The sequence below is a fragment of the Peribacillus frigoritolerans genome (assembly GCF_040250305.1).
Taxonomy (GTDB): Bacteria; Bacillota; Bacilli; order Bacillales; family DSM-1321; genus Peribacillus.
Genome location: NZ_CP158190.1, coordinates 3257229 through 3283177 on the forward strand (window position 1 = coordinate 3257229; position 25949 = coordinate 3283177).

Sequence of the window (25949 nt, forward strand, 5' to 3'; positions counted from 1 at the left end):
ACAATAAATCCAAAAGTATAAATATTCAAATGTGTAAAAAAACAGACAAATCAGATTGACTTTCACAAAAAAAAAGACCCATAAAGGGCAAAATGCCTTTATGGACCTCTTTTTATAAACCTTCCTCGTAGGTGCCTTCCCGCAAGCTTTCACGTTTCACCCTTCGTTTATAGACGACTTTAGATAAAGAAATACTGATTTCATATAATAACAACAGCGGAACCATCACCATAAAGTCTGACATAAAGTCAGGCGGCGTAATCGATATCGCTATGACAACCAGTACAAAGTATGCATACTTCCTTAACTTTTGAAGCACATAAGGATTAATTATGCCAAGGGAGGTCAAAAACATGGTAACGACGGGAAGCTCGAATAAAACAGCAAAAGGTATCGTCATATTAAATACGAATGAAAAGTACTTATCCGCTGTAAAACTGGTTATGAACATCCCATCGCCCAATTCAATCAAAAATTGAAGAATGGTCGGGAAGATGACAAAATAACCGAAAGCAAGCCCTCCGATAAAAAGCAGGAAAAGTGCCGGAATATAGGCAAGGGTCGCCCTTACTTCATTTGGCATCAAAGCGGGTTTAACGAATAACCAGATTTGCAGGGCAATTACCGGTATCGTTGCCGCAATGGCTACGACACCTGCAAGCATAAAGTAAATCCAGATTATATCGCTCGGTCCCAATACCATCAGTTCAAAATCGAGATCCTTCACGAACCAATTATAAATCTCCTCAACATAAATAAAACTGGCGATAAAAAAGATGACAAAAGCAACAGCTGTAATGATGAGCCGTTTTCTCAATTCATCGAGATGATCGATGATATTTAATTCTTTATCTTCCAAAGTTGATCACGCCTTCATCTGAAAATCCGTATCTTGTTCCAGCATAAAGGCGCAAGACGATTCCATCTTACGCCCAGCATTCAATCATTCATGATTTTTTTGTTGCAGCTTCTTATCTTCTTCATAATCACCTTTTGTTAAATCACTCGTGGATTTTTTAAACTCACGAAGCGTTTGTCCAAAAGCACGGCCAATTTCTGGAAGTTTCTTAGGACCAAAGATAATTAATGCCAATATTAAGATGAGAATTAGACCAGGTACTCCAATGTTCGACATGGATACATCCCCTTTGGTGTTGTAATTAGACCTACTCCGATTATAATACCATTTCCAACCAATTGAAAGGGAACTGGCAATTCGTCATAGAATGGTAACAATTATCGACAGTATGCCCATATACGACTGGGCCGGCAGAATAAAATGTAAAAACATAGGTATTATTCTATCCTAATTTAACATTTTGTCCATGATTAAATCAATAAGTGAAATAAATTACTGTCTTTATTGACCTCTACAAAAGAGAATCCTTTCTTGTTCATCCTTTGAATGAGCCCTTCATAATCATTTTTATCTTTTAGCTCAATACCAACCAGTGCCGGCCCGCTTTCTTTATTATTTTTCTTCGTATATTCAAAACGGCTTATATCGTCATTCGGTCCTAACACCTCATCAAGGAATTCCCTTAAAGCTCCAGCACGTTGCGGAAAATTCACGATGAAGTAATAAAGCAGCCCTTCATATAATAAGGATTTCTCCTTAATTTCCTGCATACGCCCAATGTCGTTATTTCCTCCGCTGACCATGCAAACAACCGTTTTGCCTTTGATTTGTTCTTTATATAAATCCAACGCGGCTACAGATATAGCTCCTGCCGGTTCAGCTACGATAGCATGCTGATTATATAAATCGAGAATCGTCGTACAGATTTGGCCTGGAGGGACGACAATGATATCTTCCAGGTTTTCCTTACAAAGCTGATATGTCAACTGTCCCACACACTTGACAGCTGCTCCGTCAACGAATGTATCTATGTTTTCAAGTTCAGAAACTTTTCCTTCCTTGAAGGAGTATTCCATCGAAGCAGCACCTTGCGGCTCCACTCCAATGCATTTCGTTTTTGGGGAAACCGATTTGAAATAACTTGATACTCCGGCCATTAATCCGCCTCCGCCCATAGCGGCAAATACATAGTCGATTCCATCTTCACAATCATTCAGGATTTCTACAGCCGTTGTACCCTGCCCGGCAATTACCTTTTCATCGTCAAATGGATGGATAAAGGAACGGCCTTCTTTTTCACAGCATTCCATCGCCATGGCAAATGCATCATCGAATGTATCCCCGACAAGGATGATTTCCACATTATCCCTGCCGAATAGCTGAACTTGATCGACTTTTTGCCTTGGAGTTGTAGCAGGCATATAAATTTTCCCGTGGATACCCAATTGGCTGCAGGAAAACGCCACTCCCTGTGCATGGTTTCCTGCACTGGCACAAACCACTCCATTCTTCGTCTCTTCAGCGGTCAGGCTTTTCATTTTATAGTAAGCCCCTCTTAATTTAAAGGAACGTACGTGTTGTAAGTCCTCACGTTTTAAATAAACATTACAATCATATTTTTCAGAGAGTCTCTGATTTTTTTGTAAAGGAGTATGCAAAACGATTTCTTTCAGTTCTCTATAGGCAATTAGAATATCTTCCAATTGAATCCCCCTATTCTTAGATGCAGTCTGATTCATAACAATCCCTCATTCCTTCCTAATGAATTCAATCATTATAGCACTTTACTGTTATTAATGTAATTGATTTTTCTAAAAATTCTTTCTTTTGTTTGTTTCATACCAAAAAAAACCCGATTATGGTCATTTCCCCATAATCGGATTAGCACTTTATTTTTTTTGCAGAATAATAAAATCATGGGCATATCGATTTTTTTCATCGATGCTGCCTGGGTTTGAAGAGATTTTATCCCATTCATTTTCATCAATCACGGGAAAGAAAGTATCACCTTCAAAGGTTTCATGGATTTCCGTTATATACAAGCGGTCGGTAAAAGGAAGGATTTCCTTGAAGATTTCAGCTCCGCCAATCACGAAGACTTCCTCATCTCGGTTATCTGCAAACATTTTGATTTCTGCTATATCATGTAAAACTACGCAGCCTTCCGCTTTAAAATCCTGATTGCGGGTAACGATGACATTTTCGCGGCCAGGCAGGACCCTGCCAATTGATTCAAATGTTTTTCGGCCCATGACGATCGGATGGCCCATCGTCACTTTTTTAAAATACTGCAAATCTGCCGGTAAATGCCACGGCAGTTTATTGTTATTACCTATCACACGATTTTGATCCATAGCCACTATCAATGATATCATATGCTAACCTCACCTTTTATATGGGGATGGGCTTCGTAATTTTCCAAAACGAAGTCGTCGAAGCTAAAATCAAAGATATTTTTCACATCCGGATTGATTTTCATGATTGGCAATGGTTTGGGATCACGAGTCAACTGCAGTTCCACTTGTTCAAGGTGGTTAGAGTAGATGTGGACATCCCCGAAAGTATGTACAAATTCGCCAACTTCCAAATCACACACTTGGGCGATCATCATCGTTAAAAGCGCATATGAAGCTATATTAAAAGGAACACCTAAAAAGACGTCCGCTGAACGTTGGTATAGCTGGCATGAAAGCTTGCCATCAGCGACATAGAATTGAAAGAAAGCATGGCAAGGCGGCAAGGCCATTTCGTCCAGTTCACCAACATTCCAAGCACTGACTATCAGCCTTCTTGAATTTGGATTCGTTTTGATTTGTTCAATCAATTCACTGATTTGATCGATTTGCCTTCCATCTGCCGTTCCCCAAGAACGCCATTGATGACCATAAATCGGACCTAATTCTCCCTTTTCATCAGCCCATTCATTCCAGATGCGCACGCTATTTTCCTGAAGGTAGCCAACGTTCGTATCACCCTTCAAAAACCACAATAGTTCATGGATAATCGCTTTTAAACTAACCTTTTTCGTTGTTAGTACAGGGAATCCATCTTTTAAATTGAATCTCATTTGATATCCAAAGGTACTGATCGTTCCTGTTCCCGTACGATCACCCTTTTGCGTTCCATTTTCGAGTACATGCTTACATAAATCTAAATATTGCTTCATGATAAACCACCTTTTCTACTTTCATTCTCCTTATTTTAACGTATTATTGCCCAATGTTTAATCTAATTGTTTAATAAAATTATAAGTCTTGGGTGCTTTTTGTCTAAGCAATTGATTTTGTTCATCGTTCACATAAAACATGGCAAACGTTTCTGCAAAGTATTCCTCAGGGTAATTGGAAAAATACGTAATCCCTGGAAACAGCCCATCCACTTCCTTACCCCAAATCTTCAAATAATCCATGTCTTCACGGATTCCATCAAACACTATATTATCAATTGAATGCCCCAGCTCATGCAGTTCCAAATTAACGGAGCCATGCCCGTTGCCCTTGTCACTTGCCCCGATTTTAACCAGTACCGTATGTGATCCGCCCATACCAGGCACATCATCCCAAGTTGTTTCTTTATTCAAATAACCACGCGGGCTTTTCCCCTTTAATTTTGCCGCGGATTGATTTTCTGTTAAATCACCATCGAATAGTTTGATCCTCACACCACTTTCAGCAGTTTTCACCAAAAGGGAATGAGGCAGTTTATTTATGGTACCAGCAATTTTAAGTGCTTCCCTTTCATCGTACTCCTCTTCTGGAAATAAAAATATTCGTTGCAATTCTTTATTGCCTTTAAAAAGTTCAGCTTGTCTTAAAAGATTATCTTTGGGTAAATTCCGCCATTTCACCCCTTCATCCTTCGCTAATGAATAGGAGAGCATTGAGAATGAAAAGACAAATAATGCAAGTATGGATAACCATTTCTTCCTTTTCACACGCCTCTCCCCCTTCTTCATCCATTCCTCATTTATGTTAAGTAAATATATGTTATTTAAATTCTCTAATCCTTTGATACTATTATATTAGTATAACATATTGCCCTAATGTAAAAACTCTATGTTTTTTTGGTAATTTGGGTTGCACATTCATCATTAGAAGAACCATTGATCCGCACTTTTCATATATCAACAGTATATAATCGTAAAAGGTTTAAGGTGATTGCATGGAAACCAATAATAAAAAAGCCATCTTGAATGAGCACCGTGAACTTGCTGAAGAAGTGCTTGATATTTACAGTTTAAGAGTGTTCATCATTCTCGACCTTTTTTTGTTCTCCATCTTATTTGGCATACTGCTGCATCCGCTACTGTCTTCACTTTGGCTTAACTTTTTATTGCCATTTCTTTTTTTCACAACATTTACAGCCCTTCTTCAAATACTTGATATTTATCAAAATAAAAGCTGACATCGTATTTGATGTCAGCTTCAAACGGGTAGGCAACCTCGATGAAAATCGAGTCTACCTACAGTTTTTTTATAGGTGTACAATTTAGACGTTGATTTCCGCTCCAGGCACTCGCTTTCCGCGGGCGGTCCGGGAGCCTCCTCGGCGCCTTTGCGCATGCGGGGTCTCCCCTGGACTCGCTTTCCCCACAGGATTCTCGCACACCCGCACCAATCAACTTTGTTTTAAATATGAGCTTTTTTATGGAAAGATCAAGAAATGGTAATATTCGTAATTGGGGAAGTCTAATTAAGAACAAAAAATCTTAAAAGAGCTTCGGGATGATACCATCTGAAACTTTTGCGACAAAAAGCTGCCATCATTTTAGATGACAGCTTTTTTATTTAGTGCTCAACCATGTTCCTTGAGCTTTTTCCCTTTCTTCAAATGGAATATGATCGTGGTGCCGAAAATCAGCAAAATAAAGGCAAAAAAGATCGCCGGCGGAATTTCTATCCTTGCAACGGCCAATAACATTTTTATAGCAATGAATCCGATAAGGACATATGCGGCAGTTTCCAATTCAGGAACCTTATCTATCAATTTTAGAAATAATCCCGCCACTCCCCGCATCATCAAGACCCCGATCATTCCGCCTGTCAAAAGCACCCAGACTTTTTCACTCACCCCGAATGCGGCCAAGACACTATCGACGGAAAATGCTATATCCATCAATTCCACTGCCGCAACCGTTCCCCATAAGGTACCAAACATACGGATCAGTATGCTGTTTTTACTCATTCCCTGAATATCTTCATCAGCTTGTTTTTTTCTTTTATCCCTAAAGTATTTAAATGAGAGCCAACCAAGATAGGCGGCTCCAATCACCTTCACCCACCAAAGCTTAATGAGGAAAACACCGATTCCAATCGCTATAAATCTAAAAGCGTAAGCACCTAATAAACCGTAAAAAAGTGCTTTTTTCCGTTGTTTTTCCGGAAGGTGCCTGACCATTACAGCTAATACCAAAGCGTTGTCCGCTGATAGCAACCCTTCCATTAATACGAGCGTTCCAATCAACCCCCAGCTCACCGGGTCGGATAAAACCTCCACCCACATATGCCAGTCAAAAAACTGCGCATACGTTTGCATGATATTATTTAACAACTCTGACATGATAAAGACTCCTCTGCTACTATAACAGCAAAATTAGAAAACCTTTTAAAATAACATTGTTCCCCGTTATTATAAAAACTCTACTTATATTTCAACACAAAATAAATACGTTGCATGACAACGTATCATTTCGATGCTATTAGAAATTCATTTCATTTTCATCATACTCTTACACTTACATAAAATCAACGAAACCAACCGCTATGAGATCCTTTGTTTACTCGTCCACTCTGGCGGCGTATTTTTATCCCAATATATTTTCCCTATATTATAATGGGTGGCAAATGAATCATGATGGGTATGATAATGAAAATCGAACCAATACCCTTCCAGTGGAGGGTTTTCCTGCCTGACATGGAATCTGATGATATCCTTGCCGCTGTTTGAATCATAAATATGAAAGATTTTTTCGGCCCTGCCCGCACTCGGCTGCTCAGTGATGGTTAATTGCTGTAATTTTCCATCTGGAAATTGGGCAGCCATTTCGGTAATGGCTTCTTCGATTTTTGGTAATATGGCAATTTTGAACTCATCACCAATTTTAGGATTGATCTTATCGCCAAATTTCACAAATGCGTTTTCCTCTGCCTTATTCATTATGCCCGATAAAAATTCTTCCCGGTTGAATTCCTCTTCCAGTTCAGTTGAATTTTGCGAAGGAAGATAGGATAATCCCTCTTCTTCCACTAACCCTTTTTTAGTATCCTTTAACGAATCGGCTTCCGCAAGCCACGCCAGATCTGAAGGAGTGACAAGACCAAACGTCAAAACGGATACTAAAATGACGAGACTTTTCCTGAACCAAACCGCCGCTTTCAAATCACACTCCCCCTCCTTTTTTGTATTGTCTTTATATTTAGTATACTTTTATTTTTTGGTAATTACGAATATATAGTTACCCATGTTTTAAAAATCAAAAAAAAGGATAAATACCTATATAAAGTTTATGAACTCGAAATGAACCCGTACTTTTTTATTAAATATCAATAAATTTACATTCAAATGAAGGGTTTTGACGATTTTTGGAGAACTTAATTAGATTCAAGTCTTTTTAAGGAGGGGTCTTATATGGCTTCGACTGCCATGGTGGCTTTATGTCTTGTAACATTAGCATTTTTCGTATATTTATCATTTGCTGATTAAGAATAAATGAATACCTACGAAAAATCTCCTTGTCATTCTTCTACAATGACAAGGTTTTCTTTTCATTCAAACATAAGCCTTACCTTTTGGCAGATAAAAGGACTGAATAATGGAGGAATTATTTTGGAAAACAACAATGAGATCATTAAAGATAAGGATTACAAAAGGGAAACAGCTAAAGGGGACGCCGGAATGGTCGTTACAGCTCATCCGGTAGCCACCTCCATAGGGGAAAAAATATTACGTGAAGGTGGAAATGCTGTCGATGCGGCGGTCGCCATCCAATTTGCCCTGAATATTGTGGAGCCCATGATGACCGGTATCGGCGGAAGTGGTTTCCTAATGGTATATAACGCTAAAGATAAAGAAACGAAAATATACGATGGCCATGTAAGAGCACCTAAAGCCGCACATCGAGACATGTTTCTTGATGAAAAAGGGGAAGTCATCCCATTTAAAGAAAGATCAATCAAAGCCACAGCGGTAGGCATACCCGGAATACTGAAAGCTATGGATGAAGCACTCGCTGAAAATGGCAGTAAGCCATTAGCGGACCTCATCGAACCATCCATTGAATTTGCAGAAAAAGGAGTTCCCGTCAATTGGGTTCTTTGCGACGCTCTTAAAAATTTTGAATATCGATTGGGCGATGAAGCTCGTAAGTTCTTCATGCCAAACGGAAAACCCTATCAGGATGGCGATTTGCTAATAAAAGAAAAACTGGCGAATACCTATCGGATCTTACAACGTGAAGGAATTTCCGCTTTTTATGAAGGTGAAATCGGAGAAGGCATCATTTCCTGTATTCAGGAGCTTGGAGGGTTCATGGAGCTTTCTGATTTAAAGGACTATAAAGCTACAATCGATGTACCAATGTATGGGACTTATAAGGATTATCTAATTGCGTCATCAAATGCCCCAAGTGCTGGCGGATTCACGGTCATCCAAATCCTGAAAATATTGGAGAGCTTCCATATAGAACAATATGACGTCCGTTCTTGGGAAAAATATTATTTAATAGCAGAAGCGATGCGTCTGGCATTTACAGACAAAAAGGCATTTCTCGCTGATCCCGAATTTGCCGAATTGCCATTGACGGGTCTCATGCATGATGAGTATATAGCTAAACGCCGTTCATTCATTAATTTCAAAACAAGAAATAATGCCATTGACTTCGGAAACCCTTGGATTTATGATTCAGTGAAGCAAAGGGAAGTCATTCCACAGCCTAATGAAGAGGATATCAGTGAAACCACACACTTCACCGTCCGTGACAGATGGGGGAATATCGCAGCATGCACGTCTACAGTGGAACATCCATTCGGTTCAGGCATCATGGTTTCCGACTATGGTTTCATGCTGAATAACGAACTGACTGATTTTGATTCCATTCCAGGCGGCATGAATGAAGTGCAGCCCAATAAACGCCCAGTCAGCTGTAAAAGCCCGACCATCATCTTTAAAGACGGCGAGCCGATCTTGACGCTGGGTTCACCTGGAGGACCAACCATCATCAGTTCAGTCGTGCAAACGATCATCAATGTACTCGATATGAAAATGGATTTGAAAGCAGCCATCGAAGAACCTAGAATTTTCACTCCAATGGGCCCTCATATTGAATGGGAACCAGGAATTGATATGACCAGCAAAGGCCACTTGGAATCAATGGGCTTCGCCTTTAATGAAGTTCCCCACTCCATAGGGAATGTCCAAGCGATTCAAATCAACCCTGATGGCTCTAACTATGGTGCTGCCGATTCAAGCCGAGAAGGCTGTGCCATGGGCCTGGACGAAACAGATTATAAATCCTGATCACTGAATGGAAATGAAGCCAAAATGAAATTTGGATGTTTTTCTCTTTATTACGTCAAATCCAAATTCCTCAAAGCGGGAGCTGCGAAAATGGTCTTTCAACACGACTCTCTTTCGCGCAACCCGCTTGGCTTCTTTCATTATTTCCACAGATAAATCCTTACCTTCCGCAAAATGAGTCAGTCCCCTGATCCCATTCGATTCTTGAATCGTTTCTTCAAACATGGGATCGAAATATACGACATCAAAATGATTATCAGGCAATGTTTTCAAAATTTCGTAATGATCACCTTGCATGACCTCTATTCTTCTCATCGCAGAAATCATCGTTTCTTCTGCATCCTCCCATGTCTTCATCCCATGTTCCACGAGCAAGGCCAAATATTGATTTCCTTCCAGTGCGACAACCTGTCCATGTTCACCCACTTTGAAACTTGCGACAATCGCATCAGAGCCCAAACCCAAGGTACAATCAAGCACAGAGTTCCCTTCATTTATATCTCCGGCAATGAGAAATGGATCACTCTCTCCGCGCATTATTCTTTTTATACGGATCATCGCTAGGTTCGGGTGGAAAAAGAATGGTTCTTTTTCCTGGTATCGATATAACTCCATCCGCTTTTTACCAAAAACAAGACAATCATCTTCACCCTGTTCCGCTTGGATATCTCTCACCGATCGTTTTCTTCGGGCTATAAAGGGGATATGTAATTCTTCAGCTAACCCTTTTGCTAATATCATCGTTTCTTTATCGGCTCTTCCTACTGTTGTGACAAACATGAATCCTACCCCTTCATACTCTCTTAAATTTGAAAAGAATGCCCTGTTTCCAGGACATTCCGCTTTATCACTTATTTTACTTGATTGAACGCTGCCAATAAATTTTCCATGATAGCTTCCATTGGCTGTCCTTCTATATCATGGCGTGGAATGAAATGTACGACCTCGTTGCCCTTTAAAAGAGCCATTGATGGTGAAGAAGGTTCTATTCCATCGAAGTATTCCCGCATTTTAGCAGTCGCTTCCTTATCTTGGCCGGCAAATACAGTTACTAAATGATCTGGCTTATTGTCTGCTTGCAGTACGGCTTGAGTAGCAGCTGGACGGGCTAACCCGGCAGCACAGCCGCAAACGGAATTCACGACCACTAGTGTCGTACCTTCTACCGATTCCATAAAACTTTCAACCGCTTCAGCGGATTCCAACTCATCAAAACCTGCTTGCACCAGTTCCGCACGCATTGGTTTCACCATTTGTTTCATATATTCATCATATGCCATCGACATAAAAAAAACCCCCTTGGTTACATTTCTTCAATTAGAGTAATCATACTATATTGTTAAGTGCATATGCAAAAATGACGCTTAAAGAGTTGTGAAATTCATTGTTCCTCACAAAGAGACATGGTGACAGAATCCACTTTCATTCTGCCACCATGTTTTAGTCTTCCTTTTAACTTAAACTTTCATCACTCCGCCTGAGCTGGCATTCGTTACAAGTTTGGAATAACGTGCTAAATAGCCTGTCCTGACTTTTGACTCGAAGCCCTTCCAATTCGCTTTGCGTTTTTCGAATTCTTCATCGGAAATTTCCAATTGGATTTTGCGATTATTCAAATCCAATTCGATGATATCACCATCTTCAACAAAGGCAATCGGGCCTCCCTCAGCTGCTTCAGGGGATATATGACCAATGCTGATGCCTCGAGATGCGCCTGAAAAGCGGCCATCAGTGATCAAACCGACTTTCGCTCCAAGTCCCCTCCCGACGATTTGGGAAGTTGGTGCCAACATTTCCGGCATACCCGGCCCACCTTTAGGCCCTTCGTAACGAATAACCACTACATCCCCTTCCTTAACCTTTCCGGTAATGATCCCGGAAAGTGCATCTTCCTGGGAATCGAAACAAATGGCAGGACCCCTGTGGTAGCCACCAACTGATGCGTCAACGGCGCCCACTTTTACGATGGAGCCTTGAGGAGCAAGGTTACCGAACAATACCGCAAGCCCGCCACGCTCAGAATGCGGATTATCCAATGGATGGATTACATCCTTGTCCAATATTTCACAACCTGCAACATTTTCGCGGAGCGTTTTACCTGATACAGAAAGGCAATCTCCATTAAAGGCACCTGGTTTTTTGAGTAACTCATTAATGACGGCACTTACACCACCGGCATTATGTACATCTTCAATATGATAATCGGATGCTGGTGCGATTTTCGCTAGATGCGGTACGCGGTTAGCTATTTCATTTATACGTTCCATCGGATATTCAAAACCTGCTTCATGTGCCAATGCAAGTGTATGAAGAACGGTGTTGGTCGAACCGCCCATCGCCATATCCAATGCAAATGCGTTATCAATTGCATCAATCGTTACGATATCACGAGGCTTGATATCCTGTTTGATTATCTCCATCAACTGTTTAGCGGATTTCTTAACGAATTCCTTACGTTCTTCGGCTACCGCCAGAATCGTTCCATTTCCCGGAAGCGCAAGTCCCAATCCTTCAGCCAGGCAGTTCATGGAGTTTGCAGTGAACATTCCTGAACAAGAACCGCAAGTAGGGCATGCAACCTGCTCGATTTCCTGCAAATCCTCTTCATTGATATTACCTGCTTGATAAGCACCCACCCCTTCAAAAACGGATGTTAATGAAAGAGATTTACCATTTTTATCTTTACCTGCTTTCATGGGTCCGCCGCTTACGAATATTGTAGGAATATTGACACGAAGTGCTCCCATCATCATTCCCGGCGTTATCTTGTCACAGTTTGGAATGCACACCATACCGTCAAACCAATGTGCCGATACAACAGTTTCCACGGAATCTGCGATGATTTCACGGCTTGGTAAGGAATAGCGCATACCAATATGACCCATTGCAATTCCATCGTCTACCCCGATCGTATTAAATTCGAAAGGAACACCGCCCGCTTCGCGAATCGCTTCCTTCACTATTTTTCCGAATTCCTGAAGGTGGACATGACCTGGAACGATATCGATGTATGAATTACAAACCGCTATGAACGGTTTACCGAAATCTTCTTCTTTAACCCCTGCTGCCCGCAGCAGACTTCTATGTGGAGCTCGATCGACCCCTTTTGTAATCATGTCACTTCTCATATTTGATGTAGACATTTGTTGTACCCCCAATTCCCACTAAATGTTTAATGATTCAGAATAATATAATTTTTAGTATACTCTAAAAATTCTAACATATTTATATACAAATGCAACCATTCAACACTAAATATCTACAAAAATCATTTTACTAAAATAATAGAGATCAATTTTATATCTTAGAAACTAATATTTTGGGATTCGCCCTGAGGGGAACTTATGTCAAACGACTGGAAATGTCCCGCAAAAATAAAAAGGCATGCGGATTAAATCATCCGCATGCCTTTTGCCTGGGTTATTCCAAATCACTTGTCATTCGCTTGCCTTGATTCTGTCATTTGCTTCCAAACCGAACCTTTAGCTTCTTCCCCATTTTCTATACGGTCAATGGCCATCTTGACCTGAAGGGCCACTTCGAATTCAGGATCCTGTTCCGCTTGTTTAAGATAAGGGAGGGTCGTTTCATTTCCCACTTCGTATAAAAACATCGCCGCCCTCCATCTAACCAATTTATTTTTATCCGAAAGTGATTGAGCCATTTCTCCCATCGCTTCTTCAAAGCCAAGATCTGATAAACAATCACCAGCCGTTCGTCTTACGGCCGCACTTTTATCTTTCATTGCTTTATACAAGCTCGGGAGCACTTTTCTATCCTCGATCATACCCAAGTATACGACCGCGAGCCTTCGAATGGAGACCTTACTGTCGGAGAGTGCCATGTCCAATACGGGTATATCATCAACCGTTGGATCTTCCATTTGTTCTAAAGCCTGATAACGCTTTTCCCAGCTTTCGTCATTCAGCATTTCTGCAGTAAGTTTAATTTTTGGCCGTTTCAGAAATGCTTCCTTCGTATCCACCATTTCATTTGCAGCGGCTACTAGCCGATTAATTCGTTCTTCCGGATAAGCTGCAATCAGCTCGTCCGATACTTCCTTCACGATATCTTCCATATCACCATATCTTACGCCATAATCCTTCCATTTTCGAAGCAGGACTACATTGTCATCTTCTTTTTGGGCAGCTGCAATGCCCTTTATGAAATATTCCGGTAAGGCAAAACGTTTTTCGTGTAAGCTATCACTAGCTTTAATTTGCATCGGAATGCCCTTGAATTGTTGAATGGCAACAGTTACTTCTCCGTAATGTTCATTTAATGTTGTTTGTTGATTTTGTTCTTCGGTTTTTTCCCCGAAAACCTGACGGATTTGGACCAAGATATCTTTCCAATCATATTTCGCATTCCGCTCAACGGCTAAGAAATCCGCAACATGATATACCCCTTTCACTCCCTCGATCGTAAATAAATCTTTGATCAGCTGGGGTGCCTGATCAGCTTGATCTTTCTTATAATTATTGCTTTTACCAGCTAATAGCTCTTCAGTTAAATTGATTTTCATTGTATTCGGACTTGGTGTAGGTTCTATCGACTTAATTTTCAATGCATTTCTCTCCTTTTACAAGACGTTTCCATGTACTAGATATTATCACATCGGCAACAGATTCTCATGCAATTGAGATTGGCAAAAAAAAGACCGATCCAAGTTTGCTCCCTTGGACCAGTCTCCACACTCATTCCTCTTCCAATTTTTCCGCTAAATACGTCCATCTTTCCATCAAATGCTCTAATTTATCCGTTAGTTCCTTTTCTTCTTCGAGCAGCAGGCGGACTTTTTCAAAATCGCTTCCCGCCGCTGACATTTCTGATGTTATGTCTTTCAGGCGCAGCTCGGCCCTTTCCATGTTCCCTTCGATTCCTTCCCATTCCTTACTTTCCGCATAGGTCAGTTTTTTCTTTTTCTTTTCGGTCCGGTTCATCTGAGGTTCCGGTGCTTTTACCGGCACGGCCTCTTCCGTCTTTTCTTCCAAGAACTCTGAATAATTGCCGTAATAGAAATCAATTTCACCTTTATTCTTGAAAACAAGAAGCTGATGGCACGTCTTATCCAGGAAATACCTATCATGTGATACGGTAATGACCACACCTGAAAACGTTTCTAAATAATCCTCCAGAACGGTCAAGGTTTGCGTGTCCAAATCATTCGTCGGTTCATCCAAAAGCAGGACATTAGGTGCCGACATCAATATGTTAAGGAGATATAATCGCCTTTTCTCCCCACCGGACAGCTTGCGGATTGGCGTTCCATGCGATCCCATAGGAAACAAGAACCTTTCAAGCATCTGCGCAGCCGATATGAAACTGCCATCTTTAAGGGCGATGGAATCCGCCGTTTCACGAATATACTCTATCATGCGCAAATTCTCATCCATATCGACGCTTTCTTGCGTATAGTAGCCTATTTTCACGGTTTGACCTTTTTCCAGGTTACCTTCATCTATGGATTCCCGTCCGGCCAGGATATTTAACAAGGTTGACTTTCCACTGCCATTATTACCGACGATCCCAATCCGATCACCAGGTTTGAAGAGGAAGGAGAAATGGTTGATGATGGTTCGATCACCGAAGGATTTAGAAACATCCTGCATCTCAAGCACCTTTTTCCCAAGACGGGCACCGCTTAATTCCATTTCCAGGTTCTCGGTTTTCTGCTTATCCTTTACACCTGATTCCAATGTTTCGAAGCGTTGGATCCTGGCCTTTTGTTTCGTTGTACGGGCCTTGGCTCCTTTACGGATCCAAGCCAGTTCTTTTTTGAATAGACTTTCCTTTTTCGTTCTTTCAGCTGACTCGTTCTCTTCACGAATGGCCTTTGATTCTAAATAATCCGCATAGTTTCCTTTGTATTCGAAAAGCTGAGTTTGGGCAATTTCCCAAATCTTATTGGACACACGATCAAGGAAATATCGATCATGGGTTACAAATAAAACGGACTTTTGATATTTCCCCAAATATTCTTCAAGCCAAGTGATGCTTTCGAAATCGAGATGGTTTGTAGGCTCATCCAAAATCAGTAAATCAGGGGTCTCAATCAAGGTTTTTGCCAGGGCCGCACGTTTTTTTTGGCCGCCTGACAGTTCCCCCAATTTCCTTGAGTGATCAGGAAGACCAAGCTTGGTCAAAATCGTTCTGGCATTGGCACTTGTATCCCAGGCGCCAAGCGTGTCCATATCCTGCTGTTGTTTTAACAAACGGTCCTGTACTGCGCCATTCTGCGGATCTACCTGGAGTTGAACGAGCGTCTTTTCATATTCTTTAATCAACGAAAATACAGGAGTTGAACTTTCATACATATATTCCATGATGGTCAATTTCTCATCAAAATGCGGGTCTTGGGATAGATAGGAAATCGTGTAATCATTCGGGTGATCCTTCGTTCCTAAATCACTGTCTTCCAACCCTGCGATAATATTCAATAATGTCGATTTACCGGTGCCGTTTATTCCAACGATCCCGATTTTCTCCCCTTCGGTAATGGAAAAAGAGACATCTTTAAAAAGCAGCTTTTCCCCTTGGGTTTTCATTACATGTTCCATGCTAAAAACTTTCATAATCGTACATCCCATTCCTTATTAAATTCCTCTAAAAATCCAATCATATATTCATGCCTTTCACTTGCAATCTTCTTGGCTGTACAAGTATTGAGCATATCTTGCAAACGCAATAACTTTTCATGAAAGTGATGAATGGAAGAGCTTTTGCCATCCCTGTATTCCTTCTTGGTCATGTTTTCCCTTATCGGCAATGAAGGATCATACATAAGTTGTCCCTTTTTTCCGCCAAATGCAAATGTCCTGGCTATACCAATGGCACCAATTGCATCCAAGCGGTCCGCATCCTGAACAATTTCAGCCTCGATCGAGGGAAGCTTCAACTGCCCTGCACTATATGAAATTGTATTGATGATCTGTTTGATGGCATCCACACTATCAATATCCAACTTTATTTCATCAAACCAAGCATCAAGCTTTTTCCAGCCTCCATCGGCTTCCTGGTTTAGTTTATCATCCGGGATATCATGAAGCAGAGCTGCCATTTCAATGATGAACACATTTCCTTTTCTTTCTTCTTTTGCAATATGTAAAGCCAGCTTACGAACCCGATCGATATGAAACCAATCATGGCCGCTGGCATCAGAATTCAATTGGTCATATACATACTTCTCCGTTAATTCAATCATCGTTTGTTTCATTTCACCACTCCATGTCCTTTCTATTTTACCATGGTTCTCAATAATGGTGTGCTTTAATCTTCATTGAACCAACTGAGTCCAATCGTCTGTTCGCCGGTATGCACCCCGATGGCACTGCCCAGTGGGGATACATGGGTCAACACATGAGGAAATTCTTCGGAAATCATCTTTTTCCATCTATGTGTCTGCTCCGACACTGCACCATATAATATGGTGCATTCTTTTACTTTGCCCGCTTCGACTGATCTGCGAAAATCAGTGAAGATCTGTTTTTCCGCTTTTTTAAGGTTCCGGGGTTTGGATTTAGTATGAAGCAAACCGTTTTCGATTGAAATGATAGGTTTAAAGCTCAATAGGCTACCTAGAATATACTGGGCGTTTGTTAATCTGCCGCTGCGGTGCAGCTGATCTAAAGAACCTATTAATACATAGGTTTCATGGTTATCCGCATACATTCTCGTTTTGACGAAAGCCTCATTGACGGAATCGCCATTATCCATATGATGCATGAGCCGTTTCAAGATTAATAGCATCGGAAAGGAAATAAGTAAAGTATCAAAAACGTCAACGGGAATCGTAACCATTTGTGCCGCTTGCCTGCTCGCGGAAACGGTGCCGCTCAATTCGCTTGAAAGGTGTACGGCTATGATTCGATCATAGCGTTTTTCAAGCTCCTTATATAACTCTTGGAATTTGCCGACCGACGGCTGTGACGTAGTGGCGGTGATTTTTTCCTCACTCATCCGCCGGTATAATTCCTCAGGTAATAGGTCGATGCCATCTTCGTATTCCTTCCCATCGATGATGACGACCATCGGAACGACGTATACATGTTCATTCAATGATAATTCTTCGTCTAAAGTTCCCGTACTGTCTGTTACCCATGCAATTCGTTCCATGTTTTCCCCCCTCATTTGTGTCTTTTATTATATTCAACATCCCAACCTTCTGTCCCATCAAAAAAACGGATGCATGCAATAAATTTCTTACCTTAAAAAAGAGCCCAACAGAAGCTTCCGTTGGACTCGATATCATTGCTCATAATAATTTTTTTATATCCTCTTCCATTTCCAGAGGTTTTGTTTTAGGCGCATACCGGCTGACGATATTTCCATCTCGGTCAATCAAGAACTTTGTAAAATTCCATTTTATTGATTTGGACCCCATCACTCCAGGAGCATTTTCAGTCAAATAGCTGAATAAGGGATGGGCTTCCTTTCCATTAACATTCACTTTGGCAAACATCGGGAATGTTACTCCATGATTCAATTTGCAGTATGAATCGATTTCCAGATCATCACCAGGCTCCTGATTCAAAAACTGATTACACGGAAAACCAAGTACGACAACCCCATCCTCTTTATATTGCACATACAGGCTTTGCAAATCATCATACTGTGGCGAAAAACCGCATTTGCTTGCGGTATTCACTATGATCATCACTTTCCCTCTATATTCCTCAAGCGAGATGGTTTCGCCATTAATTTTATTGACTTCAAATTCGTAAATGGACATATATGATCTCTCCCTTTAGTATGATGATTCATTTTACCGTATTTAAAGGTACGTTTACCAACTTTTATCCTTTGCCTATCATCCAGGAATCTTCACTGCTTGGATGGATTGAATCAAATACTCTACCATGTCTTCCAAATCATCCATTTGCTCTTCTTTTACAAGCCTTCCAAATGATACTTTACATATAGATGAAGTAACTGGCTGCATTTTTTTACTGACCGTATCGTTGGTCGTCACGGTAATGATTCTTTGATCTCCCCAAATTTTTTCCAGGTCGTTCAACAATTGTTCTGCATTCACTCCATCAAGCTTTTTTGGAAAAGAAATGTAAATATTGACCGTGCAGCCCGTATGCGCATCATCAATATCGGCATCCAGTAATTCCGAACTTAGGTTCTTGAGTGAAGCGTGTAACTCGATGGCACCGCTAATCGAAATAGGCGCGATTGTTTTTTTCAATTCCATCTCAATCTTATATGATCTGGACATGGTTGAGAGATTCACTATATCATCACGGTTTATGACCAATATATCTCCAATGAAGTCACGATCGTAAACCGCTCCTTCCAATACCACCTTCATGTTCTCAAATGCTGTAGGATCAAACAATCTCCAAACACCTCTCCAACTTATAAGTTTATGTATTCATGATCTTCCCATTTTACCATTCCCGGGCCATTTCCTTCGGGATTTACAAGAAATTATTAAAATAGCTTTTCTATTCAATAATTTTCTATATAATTAAAATATTATGATTTTTGAAGAAGGAGGCTAATCATGCCAATCAGAATTCCGGAACAACTGCCAGCAAGGGAAATTTTAGAACAGGAAAATATCTTCGTTATGGATGAGGAAAGAGCTACCAATCAGGAAATCCGTCCATTGAATATATTAATTTTAAACCTAATGCCAGAGAAAGAAAAAACGGAGGCCCAGTTACTGCGCTTTCTTGGCAATACTCCCATTCAAGTAAATATATCATTCCTGCGCTTGAGCACACATGAATCAAAAAACACAAGTAAATTTCATTTAGATCAATTTTACAAATCATTTAATGAAATTCGCACGAAGAAATATGACGGCTTGATCATTACAGGCGCTCCAGTAGAAAAGCTGGAATTTTCAGACGTCAATTATTGGGAAGAGCTGCAGAATATCATGAACTGGTCAAGCGAAAATGTCACATCCACCCTACATATCTGTTGGGGGGCACAAGCTGCCCTGTACCATCATTATGGAATAGGCAAATATGAACTTCCAGAGAAATGCTTCGGGATATACACCCATGAGGTCCTTGAACCGAATGAAAATCTAGTCCGCGGATTCGATGATTATTTTATGGCCCCTCATTCTCGCCATACGGATATTGACTATCAAAAGCTAGTTAACCATCCCGAACTGAAGGTTCTCGCACAGTCCGATCAAGCTGGTGTATTGATCGCTGCTTCAGTAGATGGAAAAAGAATTATGGTAACCGGCCATTTTGAGTATGATGCCGATACCCTCGGTGAAGAATACAAGCGCGATAGGGAGCGTGGAATCAATACGCAGCTCCCTGAAAATTACTTTCCTGATAACGATCCGACCAAGGTGCCTCTTCACCGCTGGAAGAGCCATTGCAGCTTGATGTTCTCGAATTGGCTGAACTATTATGTCTACCAATCAACCCCTTATGAGTGGGATTGAAAGGGTAAGAAAAAAGAAGCGTTCACTCTTAAGTGAATCGTTTTCTTGAGAAGCCACTTCGGATTATCATGGGAAACAACCTGAGTTACTGACTCAGGTTGTTTGTTTCATGATTCTTTATTACCGAAGTACACCTCTTCAAAAGGTTGGACGACCACAAATCCTTGACCTTCGAATTTCATTTGAACGGATTCGCCGCTTCCCCTTCCAAAGAACGACTTCAATGAGACATCCGTTACGAATTCAGGCTGCAATTCCCCTGACCAAGCTACTGTGGCATTCGGGTCCGTATAGACCGGATTCCCAGGTTCCACCATTAAAGTAAGCGGCTCATAATGAGAAGTGAATGCGACCATGCCTCTCCCCTCGAGCCTTACGTTGAACAATCCCCCTGCCAATAACCCGGCAATGCGCCGCATCATTTTTATATCCCATGAAATCCCCGGCTCAAATGCAAGTAAGTCATTTCCGTTAACACAGATCGATTCACCATTTAACTGTAAAATAGAAATCTTCTTCCCTTGATCCGCGACGTATAGCTTGCCGCTTCCGGTCGCTTTCATCAATGATGCACCCTCACCAGTTAAGGCTTTTTTAAAGAGTTTACCAAGACCATGCTCCAAGATGCCTTCCCGCTCGAATTTAATATGGCCGCGATAAGAAACCATCGTCCCCATTTTTGCCCAGATCTGCTTTTCCAAATTAATCTCCAGGATTCGTTCCGTTTCAAGTTCGAATAATCCTTGCCCTTTATCCTGCTGCTTCGTCTTTTCAACGAATTGATCGATTTGATACTTCTCCATCACTGCCCCACCTCTTTTTGCAGGAGGAACAGCCACATGAACGATACAGCTTGCTTTAATTCCTTTGAAAAATGTCCCAGCTTTGTAAAGTCCACCCCTCTCTTTGCAACCCCGGTATCAGCTACTGCCTTCCACCCCGTTTCTAAAGCCATTTTTTCAAATTCCCAAGGCTGCATTGTATTCATGATGACTTGGTCTCCTAATAACCGTTGAAAACTGAATTTTTTTCGTGGTTCAGCTGTTGGACCAAGTATTCCAAAACAGACATAACCTCCAGGCTTTAATACCCGTTGGATTTCCTTCATCACCGTTAATGGTTCACCCGTATATTCCAAAGAATTAATGACCATTGCCGCATCCATTTCTACATCTTTGAATGGAAGGTTATAAAAATCTCCTTGCAGGAAAGAAAGTCCTGTTTGTTGAGCGGTTTTTCCCTTTGCATATTCAATCATCACATTGGATAAATCAACTCCGGTTACTTCATATCCCGCTTCGGCCAATTTTAAGGAACCAACTCCATCTCCACAGCCTATGTCAGCCACCTTCACTCCCGAAGGTACAAATTCAGAAAAGAAAGGAATAATGTTTTTCCGGCTCCCCGATTCCCACATTTCTTGCGAATTCTTCACCCACATAGGTGCAAAAACATCCCATTCCTTTTTCGACTCTTCATGCCATGTATGTAAATTCATCTCAACATTCATCCTCCCATTTAACCTCTAACTAAATAAGTTCCTGAAAAAAATTTTCCCGAATCAAAATACCGGGGCTTCCCTATAGCTATTCTGCTCTTAATTCAAAAATCCTCTTTTAAAACGTCACCCCCTAGTGATTTTCAAATACATAAAAAAAAAACTGCCAGCGGCAGCTTATTTTGAATTTTCTTCATTTCTTTTTTGTATCTTTCGTAAATCCTCGACACGGTCAGGAGATTCTTCAAAGAATTCAACCAGGTCTCCAATCCTATCGATGGCATTCCAACTAAGGTGGTGTTCAATCCCCTCTACATCATGATAAATATTTTCTTCCTTGACCCCAATCAACCTTAGCATCTGTTCTAAAAGTTCATGACGGTAAACGAGCCTTTTACCAACTTTTTTCCCATTTGCGGTTAAAACGAGACCCCGGTACTTTTCATATATCAAATATTTTTCCTGATCCAGTTTTTGTACCATTTTTGTAACAGAAGATGGGTGGACGGAAAGATTTTCGGCAATATCGGAAACTCTTGCATATCCTTTTTCTTCAATAAGTAAATAAATTTGTTCTATGTAATCCTCCATGCTCGGTGTAGGCATTCGGAATCCTCCCATTCAAACGCATATCTAAAAATTTTACTATATAAACCGCCCCGAAACAAGAAGATATAAGTCTCAGGGCGCCTTTAATGATGTTTCTTCAAGATTGCTTGACGTTTTGTTCTGTTGGGAATGTAAAACTGATCTTCTTTTCAGAATCGGACCACGATAAAATGGCATCAAAGGTTTTTTCCCCTTTTTTAAAACCGCTTATCAAATCCGTTTCACCGCTCGCCAACAGCTTTTTTATATTAGCTTGACTGATTTTCTTATTAAGGATTTTTTTGGAGATAGTGAAGTTACACTTTGTTTTTTGATAACTTACACATCCATAGAATTCCCCTTTATCGACAATCTTAGAACCGCATAGTTTACAGCTGCCCACAGATGCCGAGCTTCTTTTTTTAGGGCCGCTCCGTTGAATCGACTCGGTGTCCAGCCCTTGAAAATCCCAGTTTTCCGATGATTCCACGGCATCACTGATGATTTTTGCTGACATCTTTTTAACAGCTTCCATAAAGCCGCCAGCTGAAGCCTTTCCTTCACCGATCTCCCTCAAACGCTGTTCCCATTTGGCTGTCATTTCAGGTGAAGCCAGGATTTTCTCCCCGATGGCAGTAATCAGCACTTTCCCTTTATCTGTCGCAAAAACCTGATTTTTTTTGACATTGATGTATTTACGGTCTTTGAGCATGGTAATGATGCCAGCTCGAGTTGCTTCGGTTCCGAGACCCTCGGTTTTCATCAGCACTTTTTCTAACTCTTCATTATCCAGATGCTTTCCGGCTGTTTTCATCAAAGTGATCAGCTGACCTTCTGTATAGCGCTTAGGAGGTTGGGTTTTTCCTTCTTTCACCTTTATATTGGCGACCTTTCCAGTATCCCCTTTGGAAACGGACGGCAAAATGATATCATCATCCTTGTCATCTTGGAATATCACTTTGCGCCATCCCTCTTGGATCTGCTGCTTGCCTTTAGAAATGAATTCGGCACGCTTATCGACAAGCGTTTTAATGGTGGTGTAATCGAAAATGGCTTTCTCATAATGGGCCGCAATCAACCGGCGCACCACCAAGTCATAAATATTCCGTTCTTCGGCGGAAAGCCGCTTCGGGTCGGTTACCTGCTCCGTCGGGATAATTGCATAGTGATCAGTCACTTTTTTTTCATTTACAAACCGTTTATTATTCATGATGTTCGGTTGTGGCAAAGGAAACAGGGATTCATATTCTGAAAATCCGCTTAGTTTTTGCAAAATATCAGGAAATGTTTCGGCTTCCCCCTCCGTCACATAATTGGAGTCTGAACGTGGATAAGAAACGATCCCTTTTTGATATAAACTTTGTACTATATCAAGCGTCTGTTTCGGTGAATATTTATAAATCTTGTTTACTGTCGCTTGCAATGACGATAGATTAAATAACAAAGGCGGCTGAAATTCTTTCCTTTCAGTATCCATTTCAACTATTTCAGCTTCCTTACCCTTGCAAAAGGCGGCAATTTTATCAGCCATTTCTTTTGTCTTTATTCTCGGATCATTGTTCTGCTGCCATTTCCCCTGATATTTCTTTCCATCCATCTTGAAGTCAGCGAACACTTCCCAGAACGGTTCAGACTTGAATTGCTCAATTTCTATTTCCCGCTTCACTATCAAAGCAAGAGTCGGTGTCTGAACCCTACCAGCTGAAAACACATCCGAAACGCCCCTTTGTTTCAATAAAATGCTATACGCTCTCGACGCATTCATTCCCACAACCCAGTCCGCACAAGCTCTCGTATACGCTTCATAATAGAGCGGCCTGGTTTTTTCCTCGCTCTTCAAATTTTGGAATCCCTCATAAATCGCTTTTGGGGTCAAAGAGGAAATCCATAAACGTTTCATCGGTTTATTGACATTGCATAGTTTGACGATATTGCGTACAATCAATTCTCCTTCACGCCCGGCATCACCTGCATGAATGATTTCATCGACTTCCGGTTTCCTAAGCAAGGTCTTCACAACATTGAATTGCTTTGCCTTTTGTCGGGTCACTTCATATTGAAATTTCTCAGGAATCATCGGCAACGTTTCCATCGACCATTTTTTCCATTTTGAATGATAGGTTTCCGGTGAAACAAGTTGACATAAATGCCCGACAGCCCATGTTACATAAGCTCCATCAGGAAAAAGTTCATTCGGCATGATTTCTATATAGCCTTGCTGTTTCTTCGTTTTAAATTGAGCCGCTAGCGTTGAACCTTGATCTGGTTTCTCCGCAATGATTAGCTTCATGATCATCTTCACCTAATCCGTTACAAAATATCTTTCCCCTATCATTATACCTTAATTATCACAATCGGCTAGATATGACTTCGTTTTTACTGAACTGATAGTAGAAAGCATGAAATGATTGATTATCTTCGGTGAACTAGTAGAGATTTCAGGGAGATGAAAAAATCCGCCCAAAAATTAGGAGGTTAATAGGCAAAAACTTCGGATTTGGGTGAATCGGAGTATATACAAATAGTGCAATATTAAATGTGTGTACATTACTTTTCACTGTTTAGATGAAGAAATTAGTTCGATTGCAACACAGCTAATTATTGCCCCAAACAGCCCCTTGTATAATAAAGGAACGTTAATTGGCAAAAGAACTAAAGAAAAGCATATTACTTTACAAAATGTATATAACTTTCTTTTGTTATTAATTAAAAATACAAAGATTGCCGAATTACCTAAGGAAAAAATACTTAATAAATTCTTACTTATTTTAATTGTATAAAGGAGTTGTTACCTGTTGAATGGAGTGATTATAAGCAATATAGACCAACCATATAGTTTGTTTAAATGCTTTGCTATAGCCGGCAATAAAATTATTCCTTCAAATTATAATTTTGTTTCTAACCAGTTAAACATTAAAGAAGTAAATAAAGGAATGAGCAGTATAAAGATATTTGATTGGTCTAGTGAAGGAACATTGAAATATCTAAAAGGTGCTAGTGGTTCTAAACTGTTAGCTAAAAGATATCATTGCATCTGTAGAAAAATAATTCTTGAATTCCCCATTTTCAAATATTAAAATGGCCGAATAATCTCTTTGGAGGGAACTTTCCAGCTCAGTTTATGTATGTATTGTGCTAAAACATCTGTTAAAAAAAGAATCAACTGTAGCTTTGAAAAAAAGACTGATCAAAGTTTATTCATACAGGCAACGATCGCCACTTTGGCTGGCTTTCCTTCCGATTTTTTCTTATCCAAAGAAAGCTTTAAGCTTTTTGCTCCTTGAACTTCTTATGCCACATAGTACGGCAAGATACAGAGAATGACGTAGTCTGCTCGAACCTCTTTTAGTCATACGATTAATGGTTGCCGTAAACTTACCCGATGAGTGAACACTTGGATCAACTCCAACGAAGGCAACCAGTTTTTTCGGGTAATTAAACCGATCGATTTCACCAATTTCAGAGATAATCGTGGCTGCGATTTTTTCTCCGATACCGGGAATCGATTGGATGATCTTATATTCTTCCAGTTCATTTGCCAGGGCCACTATACGATCTTCCAAATCAGAAAGGTGTCCCTGGTATTGAAAAAGCAACTCAATATACATACGAAGATTGATTACGTGACTTTCATACACGCTTTTTTGAAATGGATTTCGAGATGCGGAATCCATTATTTTTTTTGCTTTTTACCTTGCCCATTCACCCGATCGGCTTGAACAGAACTCTATAACACTCTCTGCTAGTCTACTTTCTCCGGCTGTTAATACCGCCTCTGAAGTGGGATATTCCTTTAACATCAATAAAGAAACCTTCAAAGAAACCTTCGAATATAGATCCCCAAAAACCTTCCGGTATTCAGGACGATTTCCTGTTGTCTGGACAAATTCCGAAGGTCTAATAGCTGAATTCCTCTAATTTTATGGCTAACATGTCTTGCAATGATAAAAAGATAACAAAAAAATTAAAAAACGTTACAACCATAATATCACCTTGCTTCATTTTTCTTTTATTGTAACATTCATCTTCAACTCCCTCAGTGGGGTCTCCTTTGCTTTATTTTAATAATT

General features: G+C 40.5%; 25 protein-coding genes and 1 pseudogene. 4 read left to right on the top strand and 22 right to left on the bottom strand.

What is annotated here, in order from left to right; translation table 11 throughout:
• Window positions 1-112 precede the first annotated feature (112 nt).
• The 6 genes from tatC to ABOA58_RS15970 all read right to left on the bottom strand — a co-directional run bounded on the left by tatC (window position 113) and on the right by ABOA58_RS15970 (window position 4793).
• Entirely contained in the window at window positions 113-859 is a 747-nt protein-coding gene (gene tatC, locus ABOA58_RS15945; RefSeq protein WP_101225286.1) for a twin-arginine translocase subunit TatC, read from the bottom strand.
• A gap of 84 nt (window positions 860-943) precedes the next feature.
• Complete coding sequence (gene tatA, locus ABOA58_RS15950; RefSeq protein ID WP_034307557.1) at window positions 944-1135, bottom strand: twin-arginine translocase TatA/TatE family subunit; 192 nt, start codon at window positions 1133-1135, stop codon at window positions 944-946.
• A 194-nt stretch (window positions 1136-1329) separates the two neighbouring features.
• Window positions 1330-2598, bottom strand: coding sequence for a threonine ammonia-lyase IlvA (gene ilvA / locus ABOA58_RS15955; RefSeq protein WP_350299165.1), 1269 nt, complete (start codon window positions 2596-2598; stop codon window positions 1330-1332).
• A gap of 150 nt (window positions 2599-2748) precedes the next feature.
• Window positions 2749-3234, bottom strand: coding sequence for a dihydrofolate reductase (locus ABOA58_RS15960; RefSeq protein WP_350299166.1), 486 nt, complete (start codon window positions 3232-3234; stop codon window positions 2749-2751).
• The gene (locus tag ABOA58_RS15965) at window positions 3231-4025 is read right to left on the bottom strand and encodes a thymidylate synthase (protein ID WP_350299167.1); all 795 of its coding nucleotides are present in this window, start codon (window positions 4023-4025) and stop codon (window positions 3231-3233) included. Before ABOA58_RS15965 ends, ABOA58_RS15960 begins: the two co-directional genes overlap by 4 nt.
• 57 nt (window positions 4026-4082) lie before the next feature.
• On the bottom strand, window positions 4083-4793 hold the full coding sequence (locus tag ABOA58_RS15970) for an anthrax toxin lethal factor-related metalloendopeptidase (RefSeq protein WP_350299168.1): 711 nt from the start codon (window positions 4791-4793) through the stop codon (window positions 4083-4085).
• A gap of 227 nt (window positions 4794-5020) precedes the next feature.
• Here ABOA58_RS15970 and ABOA58_RS15975 point away from each other — a divergent pair, with 227 nt between their 5' ends.
• A complete protein-coding gene (locus ABOA58_RS15975; RefSeq protein ID WP_350299169.1) occupies window positions 5021-5263 on the top strand; it encodes a hypothetical protein in 243 nt (80 codons plus the stop codon).
• 390 nt (window positions 5264-5653) lie between these two features.
• Here the strand turns inward: ABOA58_RS15975 and ABOA58_RS15980 are convergent, their stop codons facing one another.
• Both ABOA58_RS15980 and ABOA58_RS15985 read right to left on the bottom strand, forming a co-directional pair.
• Window positions 5654-6418 (bottom strand): TerC family protein, encoded by a 765-nt coding sequence (locus ABOA58_RS15980; RefSeq protein ID WP_350299170.1) that lies wholly within the window; start codon window positions 6416-6418, stop codon window positions 5654-5656.
• A 201-nt stretch (window positions 6419-6619) separates the two neighbouring features.
• Window positions 6620-7237 carry a YpjP family protein gene (locus ABOA58_RS15985; protein ID WP_350299171.1) on the bottom strand — a complete coding sequence of 206 codons (618 nt, stop codon included), beginning with the start codon at window positions 7235-7237 and terminating at the stop codon, window positions 6620-6622.
• Window positions 7238-7684: 447 nt separating this feature from the next.
• Between ABOA58_RS15985 and ggt the strand changes: the two genes are divergently transcribed.
• A complete protein-coding gene (gene ggt / locus ABOA58_RS15990) occupies window positions 7685-9373 on the top strand; it encodes a gamma-glutamyltransferase (RefSeq protein ID WP_350299172.1) in 1689 nt (562 codons plus the stop codon).
• On the opposite strand, the gene ABOA58_RS15995 is transcribed toward ggt, so the two are convergent.
• The 9 genes from ABOA58_RS15995 to ABOA58_RS16035 all read right to left on the bottom strand — a co-directional run bounded on the left by ABOA58_RS15995 (window position 9374) and on the right by ABOA58_RS16035 (window position 18716).
• Window positions 9374-10153, bottom strand: a complete 780-nt coding sequence (locus ABOA58_RS15995) for a class I SAM-dependent methyltransferase (protein ID WP_350299173.1) — start codon at window positions 10151-10153, stop codon at window positions 9374-9376.
• A gap of 71 nt (window positions 10154-10224) precedes the next feature.
• Window positions 10225-10659 carry a BrxA/BrxB family bacilliredoxin gene (locus tag ABOA58_RS16000; protein WP_350299174.1) on the bottom strand — a complete coding sequence of 145 codons (435 nt, stop codon included), beginning with the start codon at window positions 10657-10659 and terminating at the stop codon, window positions 10225-10227.
• A 171-nt stretch (window positions 10660-10830) separates the two neighbouring features.
• Complete coding sequence (ilvD, locus tag ABOA58_RS16005; protein ID WP_034311212.1) at window positions 10831-12501, bottom strand: dihydroxy-acid dehydratase; 1671 nt, start codon at window positions 12499-12501, stop codon at window positions 10831-10833.
• Window positions 12502-12803: 302 nt separating this feature from the next.
• Window positions 12804-13940, bottom strand: coding sequence for a conserved virulence factor C family protein (locus ABOA58_RS16010; RefSeq protein ID WP_350299175.1), 1137 nt, complete (start codon window positions 13938-13940; stop codon window positions 12804-12806).
• A 130-nt stretch (window positions 13941-14070) separates the two neighbouring features.
• A complete protein-coding gene (locus ABOA58_RS16015; protein WP_350299176.1) occupies window positions 14071-15948 on the bottom strand; it encodes an ABC-F family ATP-binding cassette domain-containing protein in 1878 nt (625 codons plus the stop codon).
• Window positions 15945-16589, bottom strand: coding sequence for an HD domain-containing protein (locus tag ABOA58_RS16020; RefSeq protein ID WP_350299177.1), 645 nt, complete (start codon window positions 16587-16589; stop codon window positions 15945-15947). The genes ABOA58_RS16015 and ABOA58_RS16020 overlap by 4 nt, the downstream gene beginning before the upstream one ends.
• Window positions 16590-16642: 53 nt before the next feature.
• Entirely contained in the window at window positions 16643-17488 is an 846-nt protein-coding gene (locus ABOA58_RS16025; RefSeq protein ID WP_350299178.1) for a DegV family protein, read from the bottom strand.
• A gap of 139 nt (window positions 17489-17627) precedes the next feature.
• The gene (locus ABOA58_RS16030; protein ID WP_350299179.1) at window positions 17628-18104 is read right to left on the bottom strand and encodes a glutathione peroxidase; all 477 of its coding nucleotides are present in this window, start codon (window positions 18102-18104) and stop codon (window positions 17628-17630) included.
• A gap of 78 nt (window positions 18105-18182) precedes the next feature.
• Window positions 18183-18716 (bottom strand): hypothetical protein, encoded by a 534-nt coding sequence (locus ABOA58_RS16035; protein ID WP_350299180.1) that lies wholly within the window; start codon window positions 18714-18716, stop codon window positions 18183-18185.
• Window positions 18717-18884: 168 nt separating this feature from the next.
• Between ABOA58_RS16035 and metA the strand changes: the two genes are divergently transcribed.
• Window positions 18885-19793, top strand: a complete 909-nt coding sequence (gene metA / locus ABOA58_RS16040) for a homoserine O-acetyltransferase MetA (RefSeq protein ID WP_137017655.1) — start codon at window positions 18885-18887, stop codon at window positions 19791-19793.
• A gap of 107 nt (window positions 19794-19900) precedes the next feature.
• Here the strand turns inward: metA and ABOA58_RS16045 are convergent, their stop codons facing one another.
• The 4 genes from ABOA58_RS16045 to ABOA58_RS16060 all read right to left on the bottom strand — a co-directional run bounded on the left by ABOA58_RS16045 (window position 19901) and on the right by ABOA58_RS16060 (window position 24169).
• Window positions 19901-20596: an AIM24 family protein gene (locus tag ABOA58_RS16045; RefSeq protein ID WP_350299181.1), complete on the bottom strand. Its 696-nt coding sequence runs from the start codon at window positions 20594-20596 to the stop codon at window positions 19901-19903.
• On the bottom strand, window positions 20596-21291 hold the full coding sequence (locus ABOA58_RS16050; protein ID WP_350299182.1) for a class I SAM-dependent methyltransferase: 696 nt from the start codon (window positions 21289-21291) through the stop codon (window positions 20596-20598). The genes ABOA58_RS16045 and ABOA58_RS16050 overlap by 1 nt, the downstream gene beginning before the upstream one ends.
• Before the next feature lie 177 nt (window positions 21292-21468).
• A complete protein-coding gene (gene mntR, locus ABOA58_RS16055) occupies window positions 21469-21897 on the bottom strand; it encodes a transcriptional regulator MntR (protein WP_063234342.1) in 429 nt (142 codons plus the stop codon).
• 100 nt (window positions 21898-21997) lie between these two features.
• Complete coding sequence (locus ABOA58_RS16060) at window positions 21998-24169, bottom strand: DNA topoisomerase III (protein ID WP_350299183.1); 2172 nt, start codon at window positions 24167-24169, stop codon at window positions 21998-22000.
• A gap of 505 nt (window positions 24170-24674) precedes the next feature.
• Between ABOA58_RS16060 and ABOA58_RS16065 the strand changes: the two genes are divergently transcribed.
• Complete coding sequence (locus tag ABOA58_RS16065; protein WP_350299184.1) at window positions 24675-24956, top strand: hypothetical protein; 282 nt, start codon at window positions 24675-24677, stop codon at window positions 24954-24956.
• Between the two features lie 110 nt (window positions 24957-25066).
• On the opposite strand, the pseudogene ABOA58_RS16070 reads toward ABOA58_RS16065, so the two are convergent.
• A pseudogene (locus ABOA58_RS16070) lies at window positions 25067-25837 on the bottom strand (transposase); the annotation flags it as partial.
• Between the last annotated feature and the right edge of the window lie 112 nt (window positions 25838-25949).

What these genes read in the sequence shown, in the direction of transcription:
- tatA (WP_034307557.1), bottom strand. Translation starts at nt 1,135, where the DNA reads ATGTCGAACATTGGAGTACCTGGTCTAATTCTCATCTTAATATTGGCA.
- ilvA (WP_350299165.1), bottom strand. Translation starts at nt 2,598, where the DNA reads ATGAATCAGACTGCATCTAAGAATAGGGGGATTCAATTGGAAGATATT.
- ABOA58_RS15960 (WP_350299166.1), bottom strand. Translation starts at nt 3,234, where the DNA reads ATGATATCATTGATAGTGGCTATGGATCAAAATCGTGTGATAGGTAAT.
- ABOA58_RS15965 (WP_350299167.1), bottom strand. Translation starts at nt 4,025, where the DNA reads ATGAAGCAATATTTAGATTTATGTAAGCATGTACTCGAAAATGGAACG.
- ABOA58_RS15975 (WP_350299169.1), top strand. Translation starts at nt 5,021, where the DNA reads ATGGAAACCAATAATAAAAAAGCCATCTTGAATGAGCACCGTGAACTT.
- ABOA58_RS15980 (WP_350299170.1), bottom strand. Translation starts at nt 6,418, where the DNA reads ATGTCAGAGTTGTTAAATAATATCATGCAAACGTATGCGCAGTTTTTT.
- ABOA58_RS15995 (WP_350299173.1), bottom strand. Translation starts at nt 10,153, where the DNA reads ATGTTTGTCACAACAGTAGGAAGAGCCGATAAAGAAACGATGATATTA.
- ABOA58_RS16000 (WP_350299174.1), bottom strand. Translation starts at nt 10,659, where the DNA reads ATGTCGATGGCATATGATGAATATATGAAACAAATGGTGAAACCAATG.
- ilvD (WP_034311212.1), bottom strand. Translation starts at nt 12,501, where the DNA reads ATGAGAAGTGACATGATTACAAAAGGGGTCGATCGAGCTCCACATAGA.
- ABOA58_RS16015 (WP_350299176.1), bottom strand. Translation starts at nt 15,948, where the DNA reads ATGAAAGTTTTTAGCATGGAACATGTAATGAAAACCCAAGGGGAAAAG.
- ABOA58_RS16020 (WP_350299177.1), bottom strand. Translation starts at nt 16,589, where the DNA reads ATGAAACAAACGATGATTGAATTAACGGAGAAGTATGTATATGACCAA.
- ABOA58_RS16025 (WP_350299178.1), bottom strand. Translation starts at nt 17,488, where the DNA reads ATGGAACGAATTGCATGGGTAACAGACAGTACGGGAACTTTAGACGAA.
- ABOA58_RS16030 (WP_350299179.1), bottom strand. Translation starts at nt 18,104, where the DNA reads ATGTCCATTTACGAATTTGAAGTCAATAAAATTAATGGCGAAACCATC.
- metA (WP_137017655.1), top strand. Translation starts at nt 18,885, where the DNA reads ATGCCAATCAGAATTCCGGAACAACTGCCAGCAAGGGAAATTTTAGAA.
- ABOA58_RS16045 (WP_350299181.1), bottom strand. Translation starts at nt 20,596, where the DNA reads ATGGAGAAGTATCAAATCGATCAATTCGTTGAAAAGACGAAGCAGCAG.
- ABOA58_RS16050 (WP_350299182.1), bottom strand. Translation starts at nt 21,291, where the DNA reads ATGAATTTACATACATGGCATGAAGAGTCGAAAAAGGAATGGGATGTT.
- mntR (WP_063234342.1), bottom strand. Translation starts at nt 21,897, where the DNA reads ATGCCTACACCGAGCATGGAGGATTACATAGAACAAATTTATTTACTT.
- ABOA58_RS16060 (WP_350299183.1), bottom strand. Translation starts at nt 24,169, where the DNA reads ATGAAGCTAATCATTGCGGAGAAACCAGATCAAGGTTCAACGCTAGCG.